At 69.5% G+C, this 20,361-nt stretch carries 19 protein-coding genes; 6 read left to right on the top strand and 13 right to left on the bottom strand.

Features of this window, described 5'->3' with window-relative positions:
* Window positions 1-11: 11 nt before the first annotated feature.
* The 7 genes from L687_RS27375 to L687_RS27345 all read right to left on the bottom strand — a co-directional run bounded on the left by L687_RS27375 (window position 12) and on the right by L687_RS27345 (window position 6,154).
* Window positions 12-647, bottom strand: coding sequence for a response regulator (locus L687_RS27375; RefSeq protein ID WP_021198993.1), 636 nt, complete (start codon window positions 645-647; stop codon window positions 12-14).
* The gene (locus tag L687_RS27370) at window positions 644-1,822 is read right to left on the bottom strand and encodes a sensor histidine kinase (RefSeq protein ID WP_021198992.1); all 1,179 of its coding nucleotides are present in this window, start codon (window positions 1,820-1,822) and stop codon (window positions 644-646) included. The genes L687_RS27375 and L687_RS27370 overlap by 4 nt, the downstream gene beginning before the upstream one ends.
* Window positions 1,823-1,883: 61 nt before the next feature.
* Window positions 1,884-2,675, bottom strand: coding sequence for a class I SAM-dependent methyltransferase (locus tag L687_RS27365; protein ID WP_021198991.1), 792 nt, complete (start codon window positions 2,673-2,675; stop codon window positions 1,884-1,886).
* 26 nt (window positions 2,676-2,701) lie between these two features.
* Window positions 2,702-3,856 (bottom strand): AMP-binding protein, encoded by a 1,155-nt coding sequence (locus L687_RS27360; RefSeq protein WP_021198990.1) that lies wholly within the window; start codon window positions 3,854-3,856, stop codon window positions 2,702-2,704.
* A 28-nt stretch (window positions 3,857-3,884) separates the two neighbouring features.
* Window positions 3,885-4,805 (bottom strand): 1,4-dihydroxy-2-naphthoyl-CoA synthase, encoded by a 921-nt coding sequence (locus L687_RS27355; RefSeq protein ID WP_021198989.1) that lies wholly within the window; start codon window positions 4,803-4,805, stop codon window positions 3,885-3,887.
* 10 nt (window positions 4,806-4,815) lie between these two features.
* Window positions 4,816-5,820, bottom strand: a complete 1,005-nt coding sequence (locus L687_RS27350; protein WP_021198988.1) for a permease prefix domain 1-containing protein — start codon at window positions 5,818-5,820, stop codon at window positions 4,816-4,818.
* Between the two features lies 1 nt (window position 5,821).
* Window positions 5,822-6,154: a PadR family transcriptional regulator gene (locus L687_RS27345; protein WP_031206907.1), complete on the bottom strand. Its 333-nt coding sequence runs from the start codon at window positions 6,152-6,154 to the stop codon at window positions 5,822-5,824.
* A 119-nt stretch (window positions 6,155-6,273) separates the two neighbouring features.
* Between L687_RS27345 and L687_RS27340 the strand changes: the two genes are divergently transcribed.
* Together L687_RS27340 and L687_RS27335 are read left to right on the top strand one after the other, a co-directional pair.
* Window positions 6,274-7,293: a GNAT family N-acetyltransferase gene (locus L687_RS27340; protein WP_021198986.1), complete on the top strand. Its 1,020-nt coding sequence runs from the start codon at window positions 6,274-6,276 to the stop codon at window positions 7,291-7,293.
* A 40-nt stretch (window positions 7,294-7,333) separates the two neighbouring features.
* Window positions 7,334-8,317: an o-succinylbenzoate synthase gene (locus L687_RS27335; RefSeq protein ID WP_021198985.1), complete on the top strand. Its 984-nt coding sequence runs from the start codon at window positions 7,334-7,336 to the stop codon at window positions 8,315-8,317.
* 42 nt (window positions 8,318-8,359) lie between these two features.
* Here L687_RS27335 and L687_RS27330 read toward each other — a convergent pair whose 3' ends face one another.
* The gene (locus tag L687_RS27330; RefSeq protein WP_021198984.1) at window positions 8,360-8,983 is read right to left on the bottom strand and encodes a TetR/AcrR family transcriptional regulator; all 624 of its coding nucleotides are present in this window, start codon (window positions 8,981-8,983) and stop codon (window positions 8,360-8,362) included.
* A gap of 131 nt (window positions 8,984-9,114) precedes the next feature.
* Between L687_RS27330 and L687_RS27325 the strand changes: the two genes are divergently transcribed.
* The 3 genes from L687_RS27325 (at window position 9,115) to L687_RS27315 (ending at window position 14,515) form a co-directional block, all read left to right on the top strand.
* Entirely contained in the window at window positions 9,115-11,916 is a 2,802-nt protein-coding gene (locus L687_RS27325) for an MMPL family transporter (protein ID WP_021198983.1), read from the top strand.
* Window positions 11,913-13,793, top strand: a complete 1,881-nt coding sequence (locus L687_RS27320) for a YhgE/Pip domain-containing protein (RefSeq protein WP_021198982.1) — start codon at window positions 11,913-11,915, stop codon at window positions 13,791-13,793. The genes L687_RS27325 and L687_RS27320 overlap by 4 nt, the downstream gene beginning before the upstream one ends.
* A 131-nt stretch (window positions 13,794-13,924) precedes the next feature.
* Window positions 13,925-14,515, top strand: coding sequence for a 2'-5' RNA ligase family protein (locus L687_RS27315; protein WP_021198981.1), 591 nt, complete (start codon window positions 13,925-13,927; stop codon window positions 14,513-14,515).
* Window positions 14,516-14,635: 120 nt separating this feature from the next.
* Here L687_RS27315 and ccsB read toward each other — a convergent pair whose 3' ends face one another.
* The 5 genes from ccsB to L687_RS27290 form a co-directional block, all read right to left on the bottom strand.
* Window positions 14,636-15,610: a c-type cytochrome biogenesis protein CcsB gene (gene ccsB / locus L687_RS27310; RefSeq protein ID WP_021198980.1), complete on the bottom strand. Its 975-nt coding sequence runs from the start codon at window positions 15,608-15,610 to the stop codon at window positions 14,636-14,638.
* 4 nt (window positions 15,611-15,614) lie between these two features.
* Window positions 15,615-17,399, bottom strand: a complete 1,785-nt coding sequence (gene resB / locus L687_RS27305) for a cytochrome c biogenesis protein ResB (protein WP_021198979.1) — start codon at window positions 17,397-17,399, stop codon at window positions 15,615-15,617.
* Between the two features lie 52 nt (window positions 17,400-17,451).
* Window positions 17,452-18,237 (bottom strand): cytochrome c biogenesis CcdA family protein, encoded by a 786-nt coding sequence (locus L687_RS27300; RefSeq protein ID WP_021198978.1) that lies wholly within the window; start codon window positions 18,235-18,237, stop codon window positions 17,452-17,454.
* Window positions 18,238-18,253: 16 nt separating this feature from the next.
* Window positions 18,254-18,904 carry a TlpA family protein disulfide reductase gene (locus tag L687_RS27295; RefSeq protein WP_021198977.1) on the bottom strand — a complete coding sequence of 217 codons (651 nt, stop codon included), beginning with the start codon at window positions 18,902-18,904 and terminating at the stop codon, window positions 18,254-18,256.
* 63 nt (window positions 18,905-18,967) lie between these two features.
* Window positions 18,968-19,372, bottom strand: a complete 405-nt coding sequence (locus L687_RS27290) for a MerR family transcriptional regulator (RefSeq protein WP_031206901.1) — start codon at window positions 19,370-19,372, stop codon at window positions 18,968-18,970.
* Between the two features lie 57 nt (window positions 19,373-19,429).
* Between L687_RS27290 and L687_RS27285 the strand changes: the two genes are divergently transcribed.
* Entirely contained in the window at window positions 19,430-20,335 is a 906-nt protein-coding gene (locus tag L687_RS27285; protein ID WP_021198975.1) for an NAD(P)/FAD-dependent oxidoreductase, read from the top strand.
* Window positions 20,336-20,361: the final 26 nt, after the last annotated feature.

Below are 20,361 nucleotides of genomic sequence, written 5' to 3'. Positions count from 1 at the left end.
CGGAACGGCGTTCAGGCGAGGCCGTGCTCGAACGCGAAGACCACCAGCTGTACGCGGTCGCGCAGCGCGAGCTTGCTGAGGATGCGGCTGATGTGGGTCTTCACGGTCGCCTCGCTCAGGTACTCCCGGCCGGCGATCTCGGCGTTCGAGAGCCCCCGGGCGGCGAGCGCGAAGATCTCCCGCTCGCGGTCCGTGAGGTCGGCGTACTGCGGCGGCACGGGCTTGGGTGCTTCGGCGAAGTGCTCGAACAGGTCGCGTGTCGCGGCGGCGGCGATCACGCTCGAGCCCGAGTGCACCGTGCGGATCGCGGCGAGCAGGAACTCCGGATCGGCATCCTTGAGGAGGAAGCCGCTCGCGCCCTGCCGGATGGCCCGTGCCGCCGCTTCGTCGAGGTCGAACGTCGTGAGCATGACGACGCGCGGCGGTTCCGGGCGTGCCAGGATCTCGGCGGTCGCCGTGAGCCCGTCCATGACCGGCATCCGGATGTCCATCAGCACCACGTCGGGCCGGGTCGTGCGGACGACCTCGAGCGCCTCCTTGCCGTCGCCGGCTTCTCCGACGACTTCGAGGTCGGGCTGGGAGGCGACGAGCATGCGGATCCCGGCACGGAAGAGCGCCTGGTCGTCGACGAGCACGACTCTGATCATTCGGAGACTCCGATCGGGAGCGTGGCGTGGACGACGAACTGTGCCCCTCGGCGCTCGGCTTGCAGACTACCGCCGACGAGCTGCGCACGCTCGCGCATGCCGATGACACCGTGCCCGCCGGGAGACACCGTCGCTTCCCCCGTGACGGTGTTGCGCACATCGACGTCGACGCGGTCCGCGAGCCAGGCGAGGTGCACGTCGACCGCGCCGTCCCCATGCCGGATCGCGTTCGTGAGCGCTTCCTGCAGGATGCGGTAGACCGCGAGCTGGATGGCCGCCGGCGGCTCCCCCGGCGGCATCGGGTCGACGGTGACCCGCGGTTCGATTCCGGCCTGCCGCACCTGCGAGAACAGCGCTTCGAGGTCGGCGAGCGTGGGCTGCGGGCCGTCGCCCTGCCGGTGCCGTAGCTGTGTGAGCAGCATCCGCACGTCGCTCAAGGCGCCACGCGCCGTCTGGGCGATGGTGCCGAGCGCCTCGGTCGCGAGTTCGGGCTTCACCGCGGCCGCGTACCTGGCCCCGTCGGCCTGCGCGATCACCACCGCGAGCGAGTGGGCGACCACATCGTGCATGTCGCGCGCGATCCGCACCCGCTCCTGCTCCTCCGCGGCGAGCGACTCCGCCTGCAGCTGGGCCGACCGGGTGCGGCGAGCGCGCAGGACGACGCGCCACAGCAGCCCGCACACCCAGGCGAACCCGAGCGCCATGACGGAGACGACGAGCAGCAGTGTGCCCGCGCTGACCTTCTCCCACCCGCTGCCCGTGCCGAAGGCGACGCCGTTGACGATGACCATGAACACGGCAGCGACCAGGCCGCCGAACAGCGCCGAACCGAATCCCCACCAGAGCACGCGGCGTGTGCCCCAGGCGGAGGTGGCGTACAGCACGAGCAGGATCGCGATGTCGATCGGCAACGGTCCGAACCCGGAGAGCATCTGCAGCACGGCGCCGGCCCATGCGGCAACGAGCGCCCACCCGGGGGCGAGCCGGCCGATGGCGACGCCGCCCGACATCAGGACGCTCGCGATGACGATGCCAGCGACCGCTGCTCCCCCGATCGCGGTGTTCCCCGTTCCGGGCCCGTAGAACACCAGCGACATCGGCACGAGCACGAGGAAGAGCAGCGCCGCCCCGACGATGTCGAGGGTCAGCGCCGTACGAGAGAGCGGGCGGATCACTCCCCCACGCTACGCGAGGGGCCCTCGCGCCGGCATCCGTCGTGGGATGTATCCGCGTCCGTCAGGCGCGGGCGAGGATCTCGCCGTGCGGCACCAGATACCAGCCGTCGCCGTCGTCGGCCCAGCGCCTCCACGCATCGCTGATCTCCTGCAGATCGGCGCGCGTGGCCATGTCGCTGTCGACGAGCTGCCGCGCGAGGGCGGATTCGAGGATGCGGTCGGCCCACATCCCACCCCACCAGGCGCGCTCGGCGGGTGACGCGTAGCACCAGGTGGAGGCCGTCGCGGTGATATCGGTGAAGCCTGCGGCCCGCGCCCAGGACAGCAGACGGCGACCGGCATCCGGCTCGCCGCCGTTGGCTCGTGCGGCCGCACGGTACAGCGCCAGCCAGCGGTCGAGCTCGGGCAGCACGGGGAACCAGAGGAAGCCCGCGTAGTCGGCATCGCGCGCGGCGACGATCCCGCCGGGAACAGTGACGCGGCGCATCTCCCGAAATGCCTGCACCGGGTCGCCGACGTGCTGCAGCACCTGATGTGCGTGCACGACGTCGAAGGAGTCGTCGGCGAAGCCCAGTGCGTGCACGTCCTCGACCGAGAAGTCGAGATTCGTCAGGCCCCGGTCGGCCGCGAGTCCCTGGGAGAGCGACAGCGCATCCTCGTCGATCTCGGTCGCGGTCACGTGCGCGACGATGCCGGCGAAGTCGACCGTGATGCTGCCGGGGCCCGCGCCGACATCGAGAAGGCGGGTCGTGGACGTGAGGTGGGGGCGGAGGTACGCGGCCGAGTTCGCGATGTCGCGCACGTTGTGCGAGCGGAGGACGGATTCGTGATGTCCATGCGTGTACGAGGCCATGCGGTTCAGTCTGGCAGAGCCCGCCCTCAGTGCAGCTGCGCGACCATGCGGCGGATGGCCTCGCGGTCGGGTTTGCCGGAGGACAGCACCTCGATCTCGTCCACCATGATCAGACGAGCCGGTCGGGCATGCTTGCCGAGTTCGTCCTCGACCGCGTCGCGCGCCTGCGCGAGCTGCTCCGACTCGCTGCGACGCAGCACCTCGCCCCGGGCCGCGACGATCACGGACGCCTCGCCCCAGCGCTCGTCCTCCACGCCGACCACCACCGCCTCGTGCAGCCCCGCGATCCGGCGGACGACCCGCTCGACACGATCGAGCGAGATGTTGATCCCTCCGGACACGATCACGTTGTCGGCACGGCCGTGCACCCGGACGACACCGTCTTCGACGAGACCGAGATCCCCGGTCCGGTACCAGCGGATGCCGTGCTCGTCGCGCACGAACGTACGCGCGGTCAGCGATCCGTCACCGAGGTATCCCTCGGCGAGCATGGGGCCCGCGATACGCAGCTCGCCGTCGACCGTGCGCACGCCGACCGTGTCGAGAGGAACGCCGTCGTAGACGCAGCCGCCGCTGGTCTCGGTCGAACCGTAGGTGCGCACCAGACGCACCCCCAGATCGGCGGCACGCTCGCGCAACGGTTCGGGGAGCGATTGCCCGCCCACCAGGATCGCCCGGTAGGCCGTCAATGCGGCACGGACGGCGGTGTCGTCCGCGGCGTCGAGCAGAGTCGCGACCTGCGCCGGGACGAGCGACGTGAACAGCTCCGGGACCCCGGCCCCTGGCGATGGCCGCAGCATCTCGAGGGTCGCCTCGGCGAACGATGTCGGCGAGAAGCGGCCCTCGATCCGCGCGGGCTGCGTGTCCGCGAGGATCGAGCGGACCAGCACCTGCAGTCCCGCCACGTAGCCGGCGGGAAGGGCGAGCAGCCAGCGACCGCTCCCGATCCGCGCGGCCGTGGCCTCGGCGCTCGCCCGCAGGGCCTCCCCGCTGAGCGCGACCCGCTTCGGCACCCCACTCGACCCCGAGGTCGCGATCACGGCGGCGAGGCCGTCCGCCACGTCCTCCGGGGCGCCGGTCACCATCCCGAGCCCCAGCGCCGGACCGCCGTCGAGCGCGCGCTGCAGGGCCTCTCGCAGGCGAACCGGATCTTCGGCATCCGTGGGGATCAGGGCGGTCATGCGCGTCTCCGACTCTGGGCTGCCCTGGTCAGTAGTGCCAGGGGAAGGACGACCAGTCCGGGTCGCGCTTCTCGAGGAACGAGTCGCGGCCCTCGACGGCTTCGTCGGTGCCGTAGGCGAGGCGGGTGGCCTCCCCCGCGAAGACCTGCTGGCCGACCAATCCGTCGTCGACCGCGTTGAAGGCGAACTTCAACATGCGGATCGCCGTGGGAGATTTCGTGAGTACGGTGCGCGCCATCTTCAGCGCCTCGCGCTCGAGCTCGGCATGCGGCACCACCCGGTTCACGGCGCCCATCTCGTAGGCACGCTGCGCCGAGTACTCCTCGGCGAGGAAGAACACCTCACGGGCGAACTTCTGACCGGTCTGACGGGCCATGTACGCCGAGCCGTAGCCGGCGTCGAAGCTGCCGACATCCGCATCGGTCTGCTTGAAGCGCGCCTCTTCGGCCGAGGCGATGGTGAGATCGCACACCACGTGCAGGGAATGTCCGCCACCGGCAGCCCATCCCGGTACCACCGCGATGACGACCTTGGGCATGAAGCGGATGAGGCGCTGCACTTCGAGGATGTGCAGGCGGCCGACCGCTGCGCGGCTCGCCCCGTCGACGATCGCCGTCTCCGCGTCGGAGTACTTGTACCCGTCACGACCGCGGATGCGCTGGTCGCCGCCGGAGCAGAACGCCCAGCCGCCGTCCTTCGGGCTCGGTCCGTTTCCCGTGAGCAGCACCGCGCCGATGCGCGCATCCTGCCGGGCGATGTCGAGTGCGCGATAGAGCTCGTCGACGGTGTGCGGACGGAAGGCGTTGCGCACCTCCGGCCGGTTGAACGCGATGCGTGCGACACCGCCGTCTCGCGAGACGTGAGCGGTGATGTCGGTGTAGTCCTCCGCCCCGGGCGCGAGCACCCATTCGGCCGGGTCGAACAGATCGGAGACGAAGGCGGTGGTCACGGCATCCAGCCTATTCCTCGCGCCCACGCCGCGCCCGCCAGGTCTTCATCCAGCCGTCGACGATGTCCCAACCGACGCCCACCGCGATGCCGAACCCCAACAGGACGGCGAGGATGCGGAACACCCCGCCTTCGTCGGCCGACTCCGCCTGCCCTGACGCGAACTCCTCCCCGCCTGCTGCGGTGATCTGCGCGAGGAACTCCGGATTCACCAGGTCACCGGTCAGCAGCAGGACGAGAACCCAGGCGAGGAACGCGACGGCGAGCACCGTGTTCACCACGGCCAGTCCGGTGCTCCAGCGTCCCCTGCGGTAGAGGACGACGGCGAACACCGCCTCCGCGACGATGAGCAGTAACAGGACGCCGATCCCCCACGGCCACAACTGCGGATTCAAGATCGGCAACGCCCCGCCGTCGACGTGGACGAAACCACGGAAGCGATCCCAGAGGAGAGCACCGATCGCGATGCCGAGGAAGACGAGCGAGGCGATCAGCTCACTCCGCCCCACTCCCTTCTCTGTCGGCTCCGGCAGCTGATCCAGATCCCACTTCTCGATCGCGGTCGTGCTGTTCGAGCGCTCGAGGATGACGAACACGAGCGTGGTCCAGAAGCAGATGTGCAGGATCGCACCACCGGTCGCGAGGATCGAGGTCGAGATGATCTCCCCGACGGGGGCGTTGGAGATGGTCTGTCCCAGCGCGACGCCGCCCAGAACGCAGACGGGAACGATCATCAGCAGCAGCTTGAGCAGCCGCCACCAGGTCAAGTAGAAGCGCGGCCCGATGAGGTAGAGCGGGCGATCCGCGTAGCCTGCGGCCAGGATTCCCGGGTCGCCGAGTTCGGTGAGCACTGCGCGCTCTGCCGACTCCGGCGCTTCCCCCTGCTCGACCCTGGCCTCGATCGCGTCGGCGATGGAGGCCTCGAGCTCAGCGCGGACGTCGGCTTGGGCGTCGGGGCGCAGACTGCGGATCGTCGCGCTGATGTAGCGCTCGGTGAGTGTGAACGTCGTGGTCATGTCAGTTCTCCTCTGCGGTGAGGGACGCGATCGCGATGGTGAGTGATCGCCATTCGTCGGTGAGGGTGTCGGCGAGGCGGATGCCGGCGTCGGAGGTGCGGTAGAACTTGCGGGGCCGCGCCTCGTCGGTGTTCCACTCGCTCGTGAGGTACTCCTGCTTCTCCAGGCGGCGGAGCAGCGGATAGAGGGTGTTCGCGTCGGTAGCGAAGCCGCGCTGCTCGAGCTGCTCGAGCAGCGAATAGCCGTACCCCGGCGTGCGCAGCAGCTGCAGGCAGGCGAGCACCACGGTGCCGCGCCGCAGTTCCTGCAGGTGCGTGTCGAGCGTCTCGTTCATGACGATCACATTACTGTGCGTCACACACCATTGTCAATCACACATTTATGCGCGATCCAAGGCGAGACGAGAGAGCATCGAGACGGGAGAGTGTCGAGGCGGGAAAGTACCGTGGAGACATGACGCTCGAGATCACGCGCATCGACCCGTTCGACGCCGCTGCGGTGGATGCCTGGTGGGACGCCTATGCGTCCGCCGAGCGCGCAGACCGCGGGGACGACATCCCCGTCTGGTCCCGGGAGGAGACCCGCAGCGAGCTGCAGCAGGAGTCACGGGTCAACGAGCGGCGCGCCTTCCTGCTGCACGACGACGGCCTCGTCGTGGGTGCCGCGGGCCTCACCCTCCCACTGAAGGACAACACGCACGTCGCCTACGTCGACATCGATGTGCCCCTCGCGCACCGACGGCGCGGAGTCGGGTCCGCCGCCCTCGCGTTCCTCGAAAGCGAAGCCGCGGCCGCCGGACGCACCACCGCGCAGGGCGACACCTCGTGGCGGTACGAGCTCGGCTCCGACGGTTCCGGCGACCCTGGCCGGGAGTTCGCTCGTCGACACGGCTACGCGCTCGCGCTCGGCGATGTGCAGAACAGGCTCGCACTTCCTGTCGCGCCGACAGTGCTCGACGGCATCGACGCCGACATCGCCGCCGCGATCCAGGGCTACACGATCCGCAGCTGGGTCGGGCCGGTACCGGATGATGTCGTCGAAGGCTGGGCGATCCTCGATGCCTCGATCGACACCGAAGCGCCCAGCGGCGATCTCGACATCGAACCCGCGAAGCCCGATGTGGAGAGCATCCGCGAGCACGAGGACCTCCTCATCCGGCAGAACCGTCTGTCGATCGGCACGATCGCCCTCGACCCACAGGGCGAGGCGGTCGCCTACACCCAGCTGGTCGTGTCGGGGGACGACGGCAACGCCTACCAGTGGGGAACACTCGTACGTCGCTCGGATCGCGGCCACCGCCTCGGCACCGCGGTGAAGATCGCCAATCTCCGCCTGCTGCAGCACGCGGCGCCGCAGGCACGGGCGGTCTACACCTACAACGCCGAGTCGAACGCCCACATGCTCGCCGTCAACACCCTGCTCGGGTTCGCCCCCACCGAGCGGATGGGCGAGTTGCAGAAACACCTGGCCTGACGTGCGGCGCTCAGAGACTCCGCGGGGACAGAATGGGCACATGATCCCGCCACTCGCAGACCTGCTCGACTCGGCCAGGGTCGTCGCCCTCCCGATGCACAGCCGCTTCCGTGGCGTGGACGTGCGGGAGGCCCTGCTCTTCGAGGGGCCGGAAGGGTGGGCGGAGTTCTCCCCGTTCGTGGAGTACGAGGATGCGGAGGCGGCGACGTGGCTCGCCGCCGCGATCGACTATGCGTGGCGTGCGCAGCCGGAGCCGCTGCGCGACCGGGTCGGCGTGAACGCCACGGTGCCGGCGATCGATGCGGCGCGCGTGCCCGAGCTGCTGGCACGGTTCCCCGGATGCCGCACGGCCAAGGTCAAGGTCGCCGAACCGGGCCAGACCCTGGCCGACGACGTGGCGCGAGTGCGCGCCGTGCGGGAGGTCATGGGGCCGGAGGGACGCGTCCGCGTCGACGCGAACGGCGCGTGGAACGTCGACGAGGCCGAGCACGCGGTGCACGCGCTCGGCGAATACGACCTGGAGTACGTGGAACAGCCGTGCGCGACGGTGCCGGAGCTGGCGGAACTGCGCCGGCGCGTGAAGTACATGGGCATCCCGGTGGCGGCCGACGAGAGCGTGCGCAAGTCGACCGACCCGCTCGCGGTCGCACGTGCCTCTGCTGCGGATCTGCTCGTGATCAAGGCCCAGCCGCTGGGCGGCATCACCCACGCCCTGCAGATCGTCACCGCCGCGGGGTTGCCCGTCGTGGTCTCCAGTGCGCTGGACACGGCGGTCGGCCTGTCACAGGGGGCCGCACTCGCTGCCGCGCTCCCGTCGCTCGACTACGACTGCGGGCTCGGCACGGCGTCGCTCTTCCTCGACGACGTGGCGGACCTGCGTCCCGTCGACGGCACGATCCCGGTCCGCCGCGTGACGCCCGATGCCGAGTCCCTCAACCGTCTCGCCGCCTCGGACGAGCGTCGCGAGTGGTGGTTCGCCCGACTCGCCCGCTGCCACTACGAGCTCTCGAACAGCGCGCGCTGAGCGGGGTGGACCCCTCCACCTCCACCCCGGCGAACCTGCGGACTACTGCTCGATGAGCAGCTGCACCAGACGACCGAGCTCTTCGCCACCGGAGTGCCGCAGCTGGGCGTCATCCTGGCCCGCCATGGCGCCGCGCACGGTCATGCCCTCCCAGATGATCATGAGCATGCGGGCAGCCGTCTCGGCCGGCAGGCGAAGGCGCAGCAGGCCGGCGGTGACGATGTCGTCGACGATCTGCGCGATGCTCGAGACCATCTCGCGCTCCTGCGTGAGGTAGGCCTCGCCGAACCTCGCGTCGCGCAGTGCACGGATACGGATCTCGCTGAGCAGCATGACACCGAGACGATCGTCTCCGCCGAGCTCCATGATCTGCTGCACGAGGTCGATCGGATCGCACCCCTCGACCAGGGCACCGGCGGCCGTCAGCTCCTCCACGCGGGTGCGCACCGCGTTCACGCGCACCTCGGAGACGCTGGCGGCGAGCATGAGAAACAGCTCGTCCTTGGACTCGAAGTTCGAGTAGAACGCACCGCGGGTGAAACCGGCACGCTCGCAGACGGCCTCCACCGACGCTCCATCGAGCCCGACTTCGGCGAAGACCTGCGCCGCCGCCTCGAGCAGGCGGGCTCGCGTGTTCTCGCGGCTGCGGGTTGCGGGTGTCGACATCGAAACCTCCTGACCCTTCACTCTCGCATGATTCACACCCCGCACACAGGCTTGGCCGGGCGGGTCACCTTACGATACATCTATGTATTGGATACACCTGTGTATCCACCCCGCACCCCTCGGAGGAACGCGTGTCCACACTCCTGTCCTCGCTCGGACGCTGGTCCTTCCGGCACCCGTGGCGGGTCCTCGTGTCCTGGCTGCTCGCGCTCGGCATCGCCGGCGCCGGAGCGCTCGTGCTGGGCGCGGGAACCGACAACACGTTCTCCATCCCCGGTACGGAGTCGCAGGCGGGGCTCGAGCAGCTCTCCCGCTCGTTCCCGCAGGTGAGCGGCACGAACGCGCAGTTCATCGTGGTCGCGGCCGACGGCGACAAGATCACGGATGACGAGTACCGGGACGACATCGAGGGCGCGGTCGACGAGCTGAGCGACCTCGACGGTGTTCTCGCGGCCACCTCGCCGTACGACGAGATGGTCAAGGGCATGATCAACGACGACGACACCGCCGCCATCGTGCGCGTGCAGTTCGACGGCGAGTCCACCGACGTCTCGGACGAGACGAAGGATGCGCTGCGTTCGGTCGTGAGCGACCTCGACGCCGAGCTCCCCGCGGGCTCGCAGACCTCCCTCGGCGGCGACCTCTTCGCGATCTCCATCCCCGGCGTCACCCTCACCGAAGCGGTCGGACTGCTCATCGCCCTGCTCGTGCTGATCGTCACGTTCCGCTCATTCGTGGTGGCGGGCCTCCCCCTGCTCACCGCGATCCTCGGCGTCGGCATCTCGATGGCCGGCATCTTCACCGCGACCGCGTTCGCGACCGTCTCCTCGACCACCCCGCTGCTGGCGCTCATGCTCGGGCTCGCGGTCGGCATCGACTACGCGCTGTTCATCATGGCTCGACATCAGGATCAGGTGCGCGCGGGCGTGGACCCGGAGGAGTCCGCCTCGCGCGCCGTCGGAACCGCAGGCTCCGCTGTCGTGTTCGCGGGCGTCACTGTGCTCATCGCGCTGATCGGCCTCGGCTTCGCGGGTATCCCGTTCCTGACCACGATGGGCATCGCCGCCTCCGCCGCGGTCGCCGTCGCCGTGGCGATCGCCGTGACCCTCACCCCGGCTCTGCTCGGCTTCATGAAGGGCAGGGTCGTCGGCCGCCCGAAGAAGGTCAAGGCGTCGAAGGCGAAGAAGAGCACCGCCTCCGACGCGTCGGAGGAGCCGAAGGACGTCGTCGCCCCGGTGAAGGGCAGCGCCCGCTGGGTCGGCGGCGTCATGAAGCACCCCGTGCTGGTTTCTCTCGCCGTCGTCCTGGGACTCGGGATCGTGGCCGTTCCCGCGCTGAGCCTCGACCTCGCGCTGCCGAATGCCGGTGTGCTCCCGAAGGACTCCGAGGCCCGCCAGAACTACGACCTCGTCGGGGAGCAGTTCGGCCCCGGCTTCAACGGTCCACTGATCCTCACCGGCACGATCGTCACCTCCACCGATCCGCTCACCCTGATGGAAGATCTCGGCGACGCCGTGGCGAAGGTCCCCGGCGTCAAGGAGGTCGCCCTCGCGACGCCGAACGAGACGGCCGACACCGGTATCGTGCAGATCATCCCGGAGACCGCCCCCGACGACCCGGCGACCGCCGATCTCGTGCGCGAGCTGCGCAGCCATCACGACGAATGGCTCGACGAGTTCGGCATCGACCTCAAGGTCACCGGGTTCACAGCCGTCGGCATCGACATCTCCGACCAGCTCGGGAACGCGCTCCTGCCGTTCGGCATCTTCGTGATCGGCCTCTCGCTGATCCTGCTGACCATCGTGTTCCGCTCGCTCTGGGTGCCGATCACCGCCGCCGTGGGCTACCTGCTGTCGATCGTCGCCGCCTTCGGCGTGGTGGGGGCGGTGTTCGAGTGGGGCTGGTTCGCCGATCTGTTGCACGTCGCCAAGGTCGGGCCGATCATCAGCTTCATGCCGATCATCCTGATGGGCGTGCTGTTCGGTCTCGCGATGGACTACCAGGTGTTCCTGGTCTCCCGCATGCGCGAGGACTTCGTGCATGACAAGGACGCGACGAGCCCGAACCGTGCCACCCGGCGGGCCGCCGCGCTCCGGGCCGTGCGCAGCGGCTTCACCGGCTCGGCGAAGGTCGTCACCGCGGCCGGGCTCATCATGTTCGCGGTCTTCGTCGCGTTCGTCCCCGAGGGCGACTCCTCGCTCAAACCGATCGCACTCGGCCTCGCCGCCGGTATCGCATTCGACGCCTTCCTGGTGCGCATGACGCTGATCCCCGCCCTCATGGCGATCCTGGGCGAGCGTGCCTGGGAGCTCCCGCGTTGGCTGGAGAAGATCCTCCCCCGCGTCGACGTCGAAGGCGAGGCGGTCGAACGCGAACGCCACCTGGCCGCCTGGCCCGGCGACGGATCGGTCGTCGCGGCCGACGACCTCGAGATCAGCGCAGATGCGCCGCTCGTCGAGGGCCTGTCGATGCGCATCGCCGAGGGCGGTGCGGTCATCGCGACGGGCGGCGATCTGCGGGCTCGTCGGGCCCTGGCCCTCACGGTCGCCGGACGCCTCGTGCCGACGGACGGGAAGCTCCGCGTCGCGGGACACCTGCTCCCCGGTCGTGCGGCCTGGGTGCGCGCGCACGTCGGCTGCGTGCTGGTCGACGACGCGGATGCCGCACTCGGCGACCTCTCCGAAGCGCTCCGTGGGAAGTCGCAGATCGTCGTGATCGACGGACTCGACCGCCTGGCAGGTGGCCAGCGCGACCAGGCGACGGCCATGCTGCGCGATGCCGCGGCCTCCCGCACGCTCGCGGTGTTCGCCACCGCCTCCGATGCCGACTCGGCACGGGCCGTCCTCGCCGAGGCCGGATGGCCCGACCCCCAGACTCTCGACACGCGTGCTCCTCGCCGGAGTACCGCAGATTGCACCGAGGTGACCGCATGACCCTCCCCATCGAGCGCGCGCGCTCCCGCAAGCCCATCACCTGGCTGACCATCCTCGGCGTACTGCTGCTGCCGGCTGCGGTCGGCGGCATCCTCGTCGCGGCGCTGCAGAACCCGACCGAACGCCTGGACTCGATGACCGCGGCCATCGTCAACCTCGACGAGCCCGTGACCATCGACGGTCAGATGACTCCCCTCGGACGCCAGCTCGCTTCGGGTCTCGTGGAGGGGTCGGACGACCTCGATTCGAACCTCACGTGGGTGATCTCGAACAAGGACGACGCTGCCGACGGTCTCGCCGACGGCTCCTACCAGGCCGTCATCACGATCCCGGAAGACTTCTCGTCCGCCGCCACCTCGGCCGGTACCGCGATCTCCGACGGCGGAGGAAAGGCCGAGCAGGCCACCATCGAAGTGACCACGCCGGAAGACGGCCTCGTCGCCGACGACCTCATCACGGGCCAGATCGCGAACGTCGCCGCCTCGACCATGGGCACGATGCTCTCCGAGGCGACGACCGAGAACATCCTCGTCGGATTCACCACGATCGGCGACCAGATCGGCGAGGCGGCAGACGGCGCCGTGAAGCTCGCGAACGGCGCGCGCGATGCCGCCACCGGAGCGGCAGCGATCCCGGAGGGTGCCACGAAGCTGGCCTCCGGTGCGGGTGAGCTCGGGACGGGTGCATCGTCGCTCGCCTCCGGGCTCGACACGATCGCGGGCAAGACGCGTGAGGCTGCGGCCGGCGCGGCGCAGATCGGATCGGGGCTGACGGCCGGTGCGGTGGAGTTGCAGAAGCAAGCGCCTGGTGCGCTCGCACTCGCGGATGGCACCACGCAGCTCGCGGCAGGGATCAAAGCGCTTGCGGACAACTGCGATCCTCTGGTCATGACCGCGGCATACTGCGACCAGTTGACTGCCTTGGCAACGGGGGCAGCGAAGACCGATGCCGGTGTTCGGCAGCTCTCAGCGCTCCCCGGAGCCATCGCACCCCAGATGGCCCAGGCCGGCGCCGGCGCCACACAGCTGTCGTCCGGACTCACCCAGCTCGCCGACCAGGGCATCGGAGCGTCGGCCACCGGCGCCCGCGGCCTCGCCTCCGGCGCGACCCAGCTCTCCGGCGGAGCGACCGCCCTCGCCGACGGAGCCACCGAACTGACCACCGGGCTCGACACCCTGGCGACCGGCACAGGTGACCTCGCAGGCGGGCTGCGCACGGCATCCGATTCCCTGCCCTCGTTCAGCGACACCGAGTCGAAGTCGCTCGCCTCGGTGATCGCCGACCCGGTGTCGTCGAACTCGTCGATGAACACCATCTTCGGCCCGACGGCGATCCCGCTGCTCGCGGCGGTCGTGCTCTGGTTCGGCGGTCTCGCGTCGTTCGTGGTGATGCGTGCGCACACCGCTCGCACCCTCACCTCGCGCCGGTCATCCGCTACTCTCGCGCTGCGGGCCTTCGCCCCGGCCGCGCTGGTCGGTGCGGCTCAGGGCCTCCTGGTGTCGCTGATCGTGCAGATCGTGGCGAGCTATGACGCCGGCACCTGGTGGGCGTTCGCGGGCACGGCCGTGCTCGCCGGTGTGGTGTTCGCCGCCGTGAACCAGGCCCTCGTCGCCCTGTTCGGGGGCGTCGGACGCTGGATCTCCGCCCTCGTCGGAGTGCTCGCGGTCGCGACCGGCCTGATCTCGACCGTGCCGGACTGGCTGGCTGGCATCGGGGCCGCCCTCCCGACGGCTCCGGCCTTCGCGGGTCTGATCACGCCGAGCGGTTCCGCGGTCGCGGCACTCGTGGTCTGGGGCGTCCTGTCGCTCGTGGCCACGACGCTCGCGGTGACGTTGCGACGCACGACCTCGGCCAAGGCGGTCCTCGCCACGGCCTGACGTCGTCCGCACCTCCCTGCCAAAACGGAGACCACCAGTGCCCGGCCCGGCGCGTCGACGCATGACGCGCCGGGCCGCGCCTGTGACCGTCTCCGTTTCGGCATGCGTCGCCCGCGACCTAGGATCCTGACATGCGTCGACCGTTCATGGACACCCCCGACCAACTCGCGAGCCTCGAGGGGCAGCAGTACCTCGTGCTCCGGCCCACCGGTGCGGTCGCCGAGGTCTATCGGGAGATCCAGGAGACCGCGCTCGATCGCCTCGTCATCCCGGCGCGGCGTCCGCACACCGGACACGTCACGCTCCGGGGGTTCTTTGAGCCCGAGCGGCGCGAGGAACTCACCGCGCTGATCCGCACCTGGGCGGCACGGCAGGAACCGATCGAGGTGAGCGCCGAGGCCGTCGACGAGTTCCCCCTGCCCTGGCAGATCCTGATCGTGCGCCTCGCCCGGAGTGCCTCGCTCGTCTCGGCGTACTCGACCCTGACTGCCGCGCTGGACGCCACGGACTACCGCCGCCTCGGCGAACTCCCGCTGGCCGACTGGACGTTCCACCTGTCGGTGCTCTACGGCAAGACTCTCGACGCGGCCGACTGGTCGCGATTCGCGAAAGCCGAGGTCCGCCCGCTCTCATCCGCGCCCACCGAGGTCATCGCCGAAGCAGAGCTGGTCTGGTACGAAGACGGCATCGAGCACGCCGAGGTCCTCCCTCTCGGCGGCTGATCCTCGGCCCAGCTCGCCCCTCGGCCAAAACAGAGACCTCCCGCACCCCGCCCCGCGTGTCTTGTTCAGACGCGCCGGGACGGAGCCGGGAGGTCTCCGTTTTCGCAGCCGGAGGCAGGCTCAGCTCAGGCCGGAGTAGGCGTGCAGGCCCTTGAAGAAGACGTTCACGATCGTGAAGTTGAAGATCACAGCGGAGAACCCGACGATCGCCAGCCAGGCCGAGGGGTTGCCGCGCCAGCCGCGCGTCGCACGGGCGTGGATGTATCCGGCGTAGATGACCCAGATCACGAAGGTCCAGGTCTCCTTGACGTCGAAGCCCCAGAAGCGGCTCCAGGCGTAGTAGGCCCAGATGGACCCCGCGATGAGCGTGAAGGTCCAGAGGATGAAGCCGATGATGGTGAACATGTACGCCAGGCTCTCCAGGCGCACGGCGTTCGGGAAGGTACGGAGGAAGCCGGGCCCGGTCTTCTTCGCGCCTTCGCCGAGAAGTCGCTCACGTCGCGACTGCATCAGCTGGATCACCGACAGGGCGAATGCGAGGGCGAAGAACGCCGTCGCGACCGAGGCCACGAACACGTGGATGACGAGCCACACACTCTTCAGCGGGTCCATCAGCGGCGAGACATCGACGTAGAAGTTCGTCGCACCGAGGCCGAGCAGCACCACGACGAGGCCGGTGATGAAGGTACCGAGGAAGCGCAGGTCGATGCGAGTGAGCACGACGAGGTACACCGCGATGATGAGCAGCGTGCCCATCATCGCGAACTCGTACAGGTTGGCCCACGGCACCCGGCCTGCCGCGATGCCACGGGTGACCGCGGCGGCGAGGTGGAAGAGGAAACCGAGCACGGTCAGGGAGGTGCCGATCCGGGCCATCACGTATCGCTGCGGAGCGGCGTCTGCCACGGGAGCGCCGGTGGATGCGGTGATGCTGCCGCCACCGGCCCCGACGAGCACCGACTCGCGCACGTTCTGCGCATCGGCCGTCGCCTGCGAGCGCCGCGCGAGATCGAAGGCGTACGCCACGAAGGCCGCCGCGTAGATCGCGATCGCCGTCCAGAGCAGGACCGGCGAGATCACGTTGAGCTCGAGCATGGTGTCAGTCTACTTTCCGGGTGTCGGTTGCCGGGGCTTCCGGCTCGGCGGACTCGTCCGCGGGATCATCGATCGGTGGGCGCGCCGTGGTGCCCCCGGCCGCATCGAGCAGTCGGGCGTGACCGGCGACGAGGTCTTCCACGGCTGCCGCGAGCGTCGGGTCTTCCCCTCGCGCGAGGGCCGCGTACTCGAGGGCGATCTCGCCATCGTGCGCCGTGGCCTTGACCCACACGCGTCGGCGCGGAACGAACAGCGCGATCATGAGGCCGCCGAGGGCGAGCAGCGCGAAGCCGAGCACCCACACTCCGGACTCGTCGCGGTGGATCTGCAGCGAGGCGAAACGCTTCACCGACTCAGAGGCATCCGTCGCGCCGGCCGGCGACTCGTCCTCGAAGGTCACCGAGCCGAGGCCGTTGGGCAGCTGCGCGGTCTGTCCGGGGGCGAGCTCGATCGACTTCACGTCGGTGGTGCGGCCGGTGAGCTTTGTCATCCCGGTGGTGTCGAGCACGTAGACCGAGCGCGGCACGCCCTCGTTGATGCCGAGGTCGCCCGTGTACACGTCGAGCGTGAGCGTCGGGTTCGTGAGGTCGCCGTACGCGGAGAAGAACGCGCCGCTCTCGAGCACACCCGTCGTCGGGTAGAAGAACCCGACCAGGCCGACCTGCTCGGCCAGCCCGTCCGGCACCTTGAGCACGCCCAGCGAGGTCATGTTGTTGTCCTGAGGGAGGAACGGGGTGCTGTTCGTGAACACCACATTGCCTTCGGGGTCGCGCACGGTCACGGTCGGCGCGTAGCCGTTGCCGAGCAGGAAGACGTCGTCATCGGCCACCCCGAGCGGCTCGTTGACCTTGACGGACCCCGTGCGCTCCTCCCCGTTCTCCTGCACCGTGACGTTGGCGGAGAAGTCGCCGGCCTGTCCGGAGCCGGGCTCGCCGAACGGCTGATACGTCACATCGAACGAGTCGAGGCGCATCGAGTACGGGGCGAACGCATCGTCACCCACGAAGCGACCGCGGTTCATCGAGTCGTAGTCGAGGAGCGTGTTGGCGAACGTCTCCCCCTCCACCAGCACGCGCTGACCGGTGTACGAGAAGCCGCCGCCGATGCCGACCGTGACGAGCACGCCCACGAGGGCGAGGTGGAAGATCAGGTTGCCGGTCTCGCGCCAGTAGCCGCGCTCGGCGGAGACTGAGAACGTGCGTCCGCGGTCGTAGCGCTCCACCCGGTAACCGAGGGCCTTCAGCTGTTTCGTCGCGACGTCGATGGACGCGACCGCCTCCGCTTCCGCATCACCCGTCTTGGTTCCGGAGTCCACAGCGGGATCGCGCGTGACGGCACGGTAGTCCTCGAGTCGCTGCAGTCGAGCGGGAGTGCGCGGCGGACGCGCGCGCAGTGCCTTGGCGTGGTGCTTGATGCGCGGGATCACACACCCGACGAGCGAGGCGAACAGCAGCAGGTAGATCGCCGAGAACCACGGCGACAGGTACACATCGAACAGCTTCAGCCCGTCGAGCACCGGGAAGAGGTCGGGGTTGTCGCGCTCCCACTGCGTGACGCCGTTCGGGTCGGCCATCCGCTGCGGGAAGATCGAGCCGGGGATCGCGGCGATCGCGAGCACGAGCAGCAGGACGAGCGCCGTGCGCATCGAGGTCAGCTGACGCCAACCCCAGCGCAGCCAGCCGACGAACCCCAGCCGCGGCTGGGTGATCGAGTCGTCGCCGTCGACGTGGTCGGACGGGCGGAGCGGATCGCTGGAGTCGCTGTTCGCGGCACCCTTGTTCTTGGTCATGGCCTTCTCAGTGCGGGGGTTCTTGTCGGAGCTGGTGGACGTCGTGGAGCGATCAGAGCGGGAGGATGACACTTCCGATCACCGCCGTCAGGCGCGACATGATGTCGGTCCAGAGGCCGGTCACCATCAGGATGCCCAGCAGGATCAGCATCACGCCGCCGACGATGTTGACGACCCGGACGTGGCGGCGGAGGAAGCCGACCGCTTTCGTCGCCCAGCCGAAGCCGAGGGCGACGAGCAGGAACGGGATCCCGAGGCCCAGCGAATAGGCCAGGCCGAGGAAACCTGCGCGCACCGGATCGCCGGCGTTGAAGGAGAGGGCGAGGATGGCCGCGAGCGTCGGCCCCATGCACGGTGCCCAGCCGATCCCGAGCGCCACCCCGAGGAGCGGCGCACCGACGATCCCCGCCTTGGAGTCGACGTGGAAGCGGAACTCCTTCTGCGCGAAGCCGAAGAGGCCGAGGAACACGAGGCCCATCCCGATGATGACCACGCCCAGGATGCGGGTGATGAGGTCGCCCCACTGCAGCAGGAAGACCCCGGCCGTTCCGCCGAGCACGGTGTAGAGGATGAAGACGATCGTGAACCCGAGGATGAACAGCAGCACGCCCCCGACGAGTCGCCCCCGCGTCGCGGTTTCGGTGGTCTGCGTCGTCGTCTGACCTTCCGCACCGGCAGCAGCGGTCGACCGAGGAGCGACGGCACCGCCGAGGAAGCCGAGGTAACCGGGGACGAGAGGCAGCACGCACGGGGAGAGGAACGAGACGAGTCCCGCGAGCATCGCCACCGGGATCGCGATCCAGAGGGCCCCGGATCCGATGATCGCTTCGGGATTCACGACGTTCCCCGGGTGGTCACGACGTCTCCGCGAGGGCGTCCTTGACGAGCGTGGAGAGGATCGACTTGCCGTCGATCGGGCCGATGATGCGCGCGGCGACCCGGCCCTGCTTGTCGAGCACGAGGGTCGTCGGCGTCGCGGCGATCGGCGTCTCCTTCGCGAAGGCGAGCTTGGCCTGGGCGGTGTCGACGTCGATCAGGCTCGGGTACGTGACGCCGTACTCGTTCGCGAAGGCCACTGCCGTGTCCGCCTGGTCACGGGTGTTGATGCCGATGAACGCGACGTCCTGATCGCGGAAGTCCTGCCAGACACCTTCCAGATCGGCTGCTTCGAGGCGGCACGGCGCGCAGCCGGCGTACCAGAAGTTGACGACCGCGACCTGTCCGGCGATGTCGGCGCTGTCGAACTCCTCGCCCTTCTCGGTCACTCCGCTGAAGACGACGGGTTCACCGCGCTCGGAGACCGGGATCTCGACGATCGCGCCGTCAGCGGCGACATAACCGGTGTTCTCGCCGTTCAGGAACGATTCGCTGACCGGATCGGGAGCGCAGGCGCTCAGACCGATGGCGAGCACCGCAGCGAGCGCGGCACCGACCGCACGGCGCGAGCGCCGTGTGCGGGAGGAGCGGCCGCTGCGGATCGGACGGACCGTCGATTCGCTTGGCACGACTCCGAGTTTACGCAGAGCTTCCTATGCGCGAGCCGGAAACGAGCACCCTTCGGAGGCCCATCAGAAGCGCGCCAGGACGTCGTCCACACCCGCGCGGAAACGCGGGCAGGTGGCGATGTCGTGCGCGCGGCAGCCCATCGCGTGCTCGGTCATCTCGCGCGATCGACGCATCTCCTCCATACGGCGATCGATGTCGTCCAGGTGCTGCTGCAACACCTGGTGCCGCCCGGCGCTCCCGTCGTCGAGCAGCACCGCGATCTGTTCGAGGCTCATCCCCGCTGCCTTGCTGCGCTGGATCACGGCGATGCGCACGACCTCATCCTCGCCGTAGCGCCGCCGCCCTGAGGAGTCGCGCGGAGGAGTGAGCAGCCCCACCGACTCCCAGTGCCGCAGCACGTTCGTCGGCAGCTCGAAGCGCTCGGCCACATCGCCGACGGACCAGGGGTGCGCATCGCTTGACTTCATGTTGACATGAAGTCACAGACTGACGGGGAAAGCAACCCCGCCACCGGAAGGACCCCCATGTACGACGCCATCGTGATCGGCGCAGGACCGGCAGGACTCCAGGCCGCCCTGACCCTCGGACGGATGCACCGCTCGACTCTGCTCCTGGATTCGGGCGAGTACCGCAACGGCACCGTCCTGCACATGCACAACATGATCGGCGCGGACGGGATGCCACCGTCGGAGCTGCGCGCGACCGCCCGCGCCGAGCTCGCGGAGTACGACGACGTGGAGATCCGCGACGCGGCGGCAACGAGCGTCTCGGGCGTCGAGGGCGCGTTCGTCGTGGGCGTGTCCGACGGCACCGTCGCGGAGGGCCGTCGGGTCGTCCTCGCCACGGGCGTCGCCGACGATCTTCCCGATGTCCCGGGGCTGCACGACCTGTGGGGCACATTCGCCTTCAGCTGCCCGTTCTGCGACGGACACGAGCATGCCGGCAGGGACATCGCCATCATCGGCGCCGCACCTCGGGCCGAGCACCTCATCGGCCTGTTGGGTCGGATCGCCGGGAACATCACCGTCGTACCCGTCGGGGAGGAGTTCGCAGACGACGAGGTCCGAACTCTCGAGGCGAAAGGCGCGCAGGTGCGCCGCACGCCGGTCACCTCCGTCGAGAAGGTCGACGGAGGTGTCCGCGTTCACACGGACACCGACGAGAGCGTCGTCGACGGCGTCTTCATCTCCGCCGGGGAGATGCGCCAGCGGTCGCCGTTCGCCGCCCAGCTCGGACTGGGAATGCTCGACTCCGGGTGCATCGAGATCGACGAGTTCGGACGCACCTCGCGCCCCGGCGTCTTCGCTGCAGGCGACCTCGCGCACCGCGCGACCCTTCCCGGGCCCATGGCCTCAGTGCTGCTGGCCGCGGCTGCCGGTCAGCTCGCGGCGGTCGGCATCATCCAGTCGCTGCTGGCCGCTGAGCACTGACCGCGCTCGAATCGCGCGAAGGGCGC

Origin of the sequence: Microbacterium maritypicum MF109, assembly GCF_000455825.1 — a bacterium.
GTDB classification, from domain to species: domain Bacteria; phylum Actinomycetota; class Actinomycetes; order Actinomycetales; family Microbacteriaceae; genus Microbacterium; species Microbacterium maritypicum_A.
This window is presented reverse-complemented; position numbering and strand designations above follow the sequence as displayed.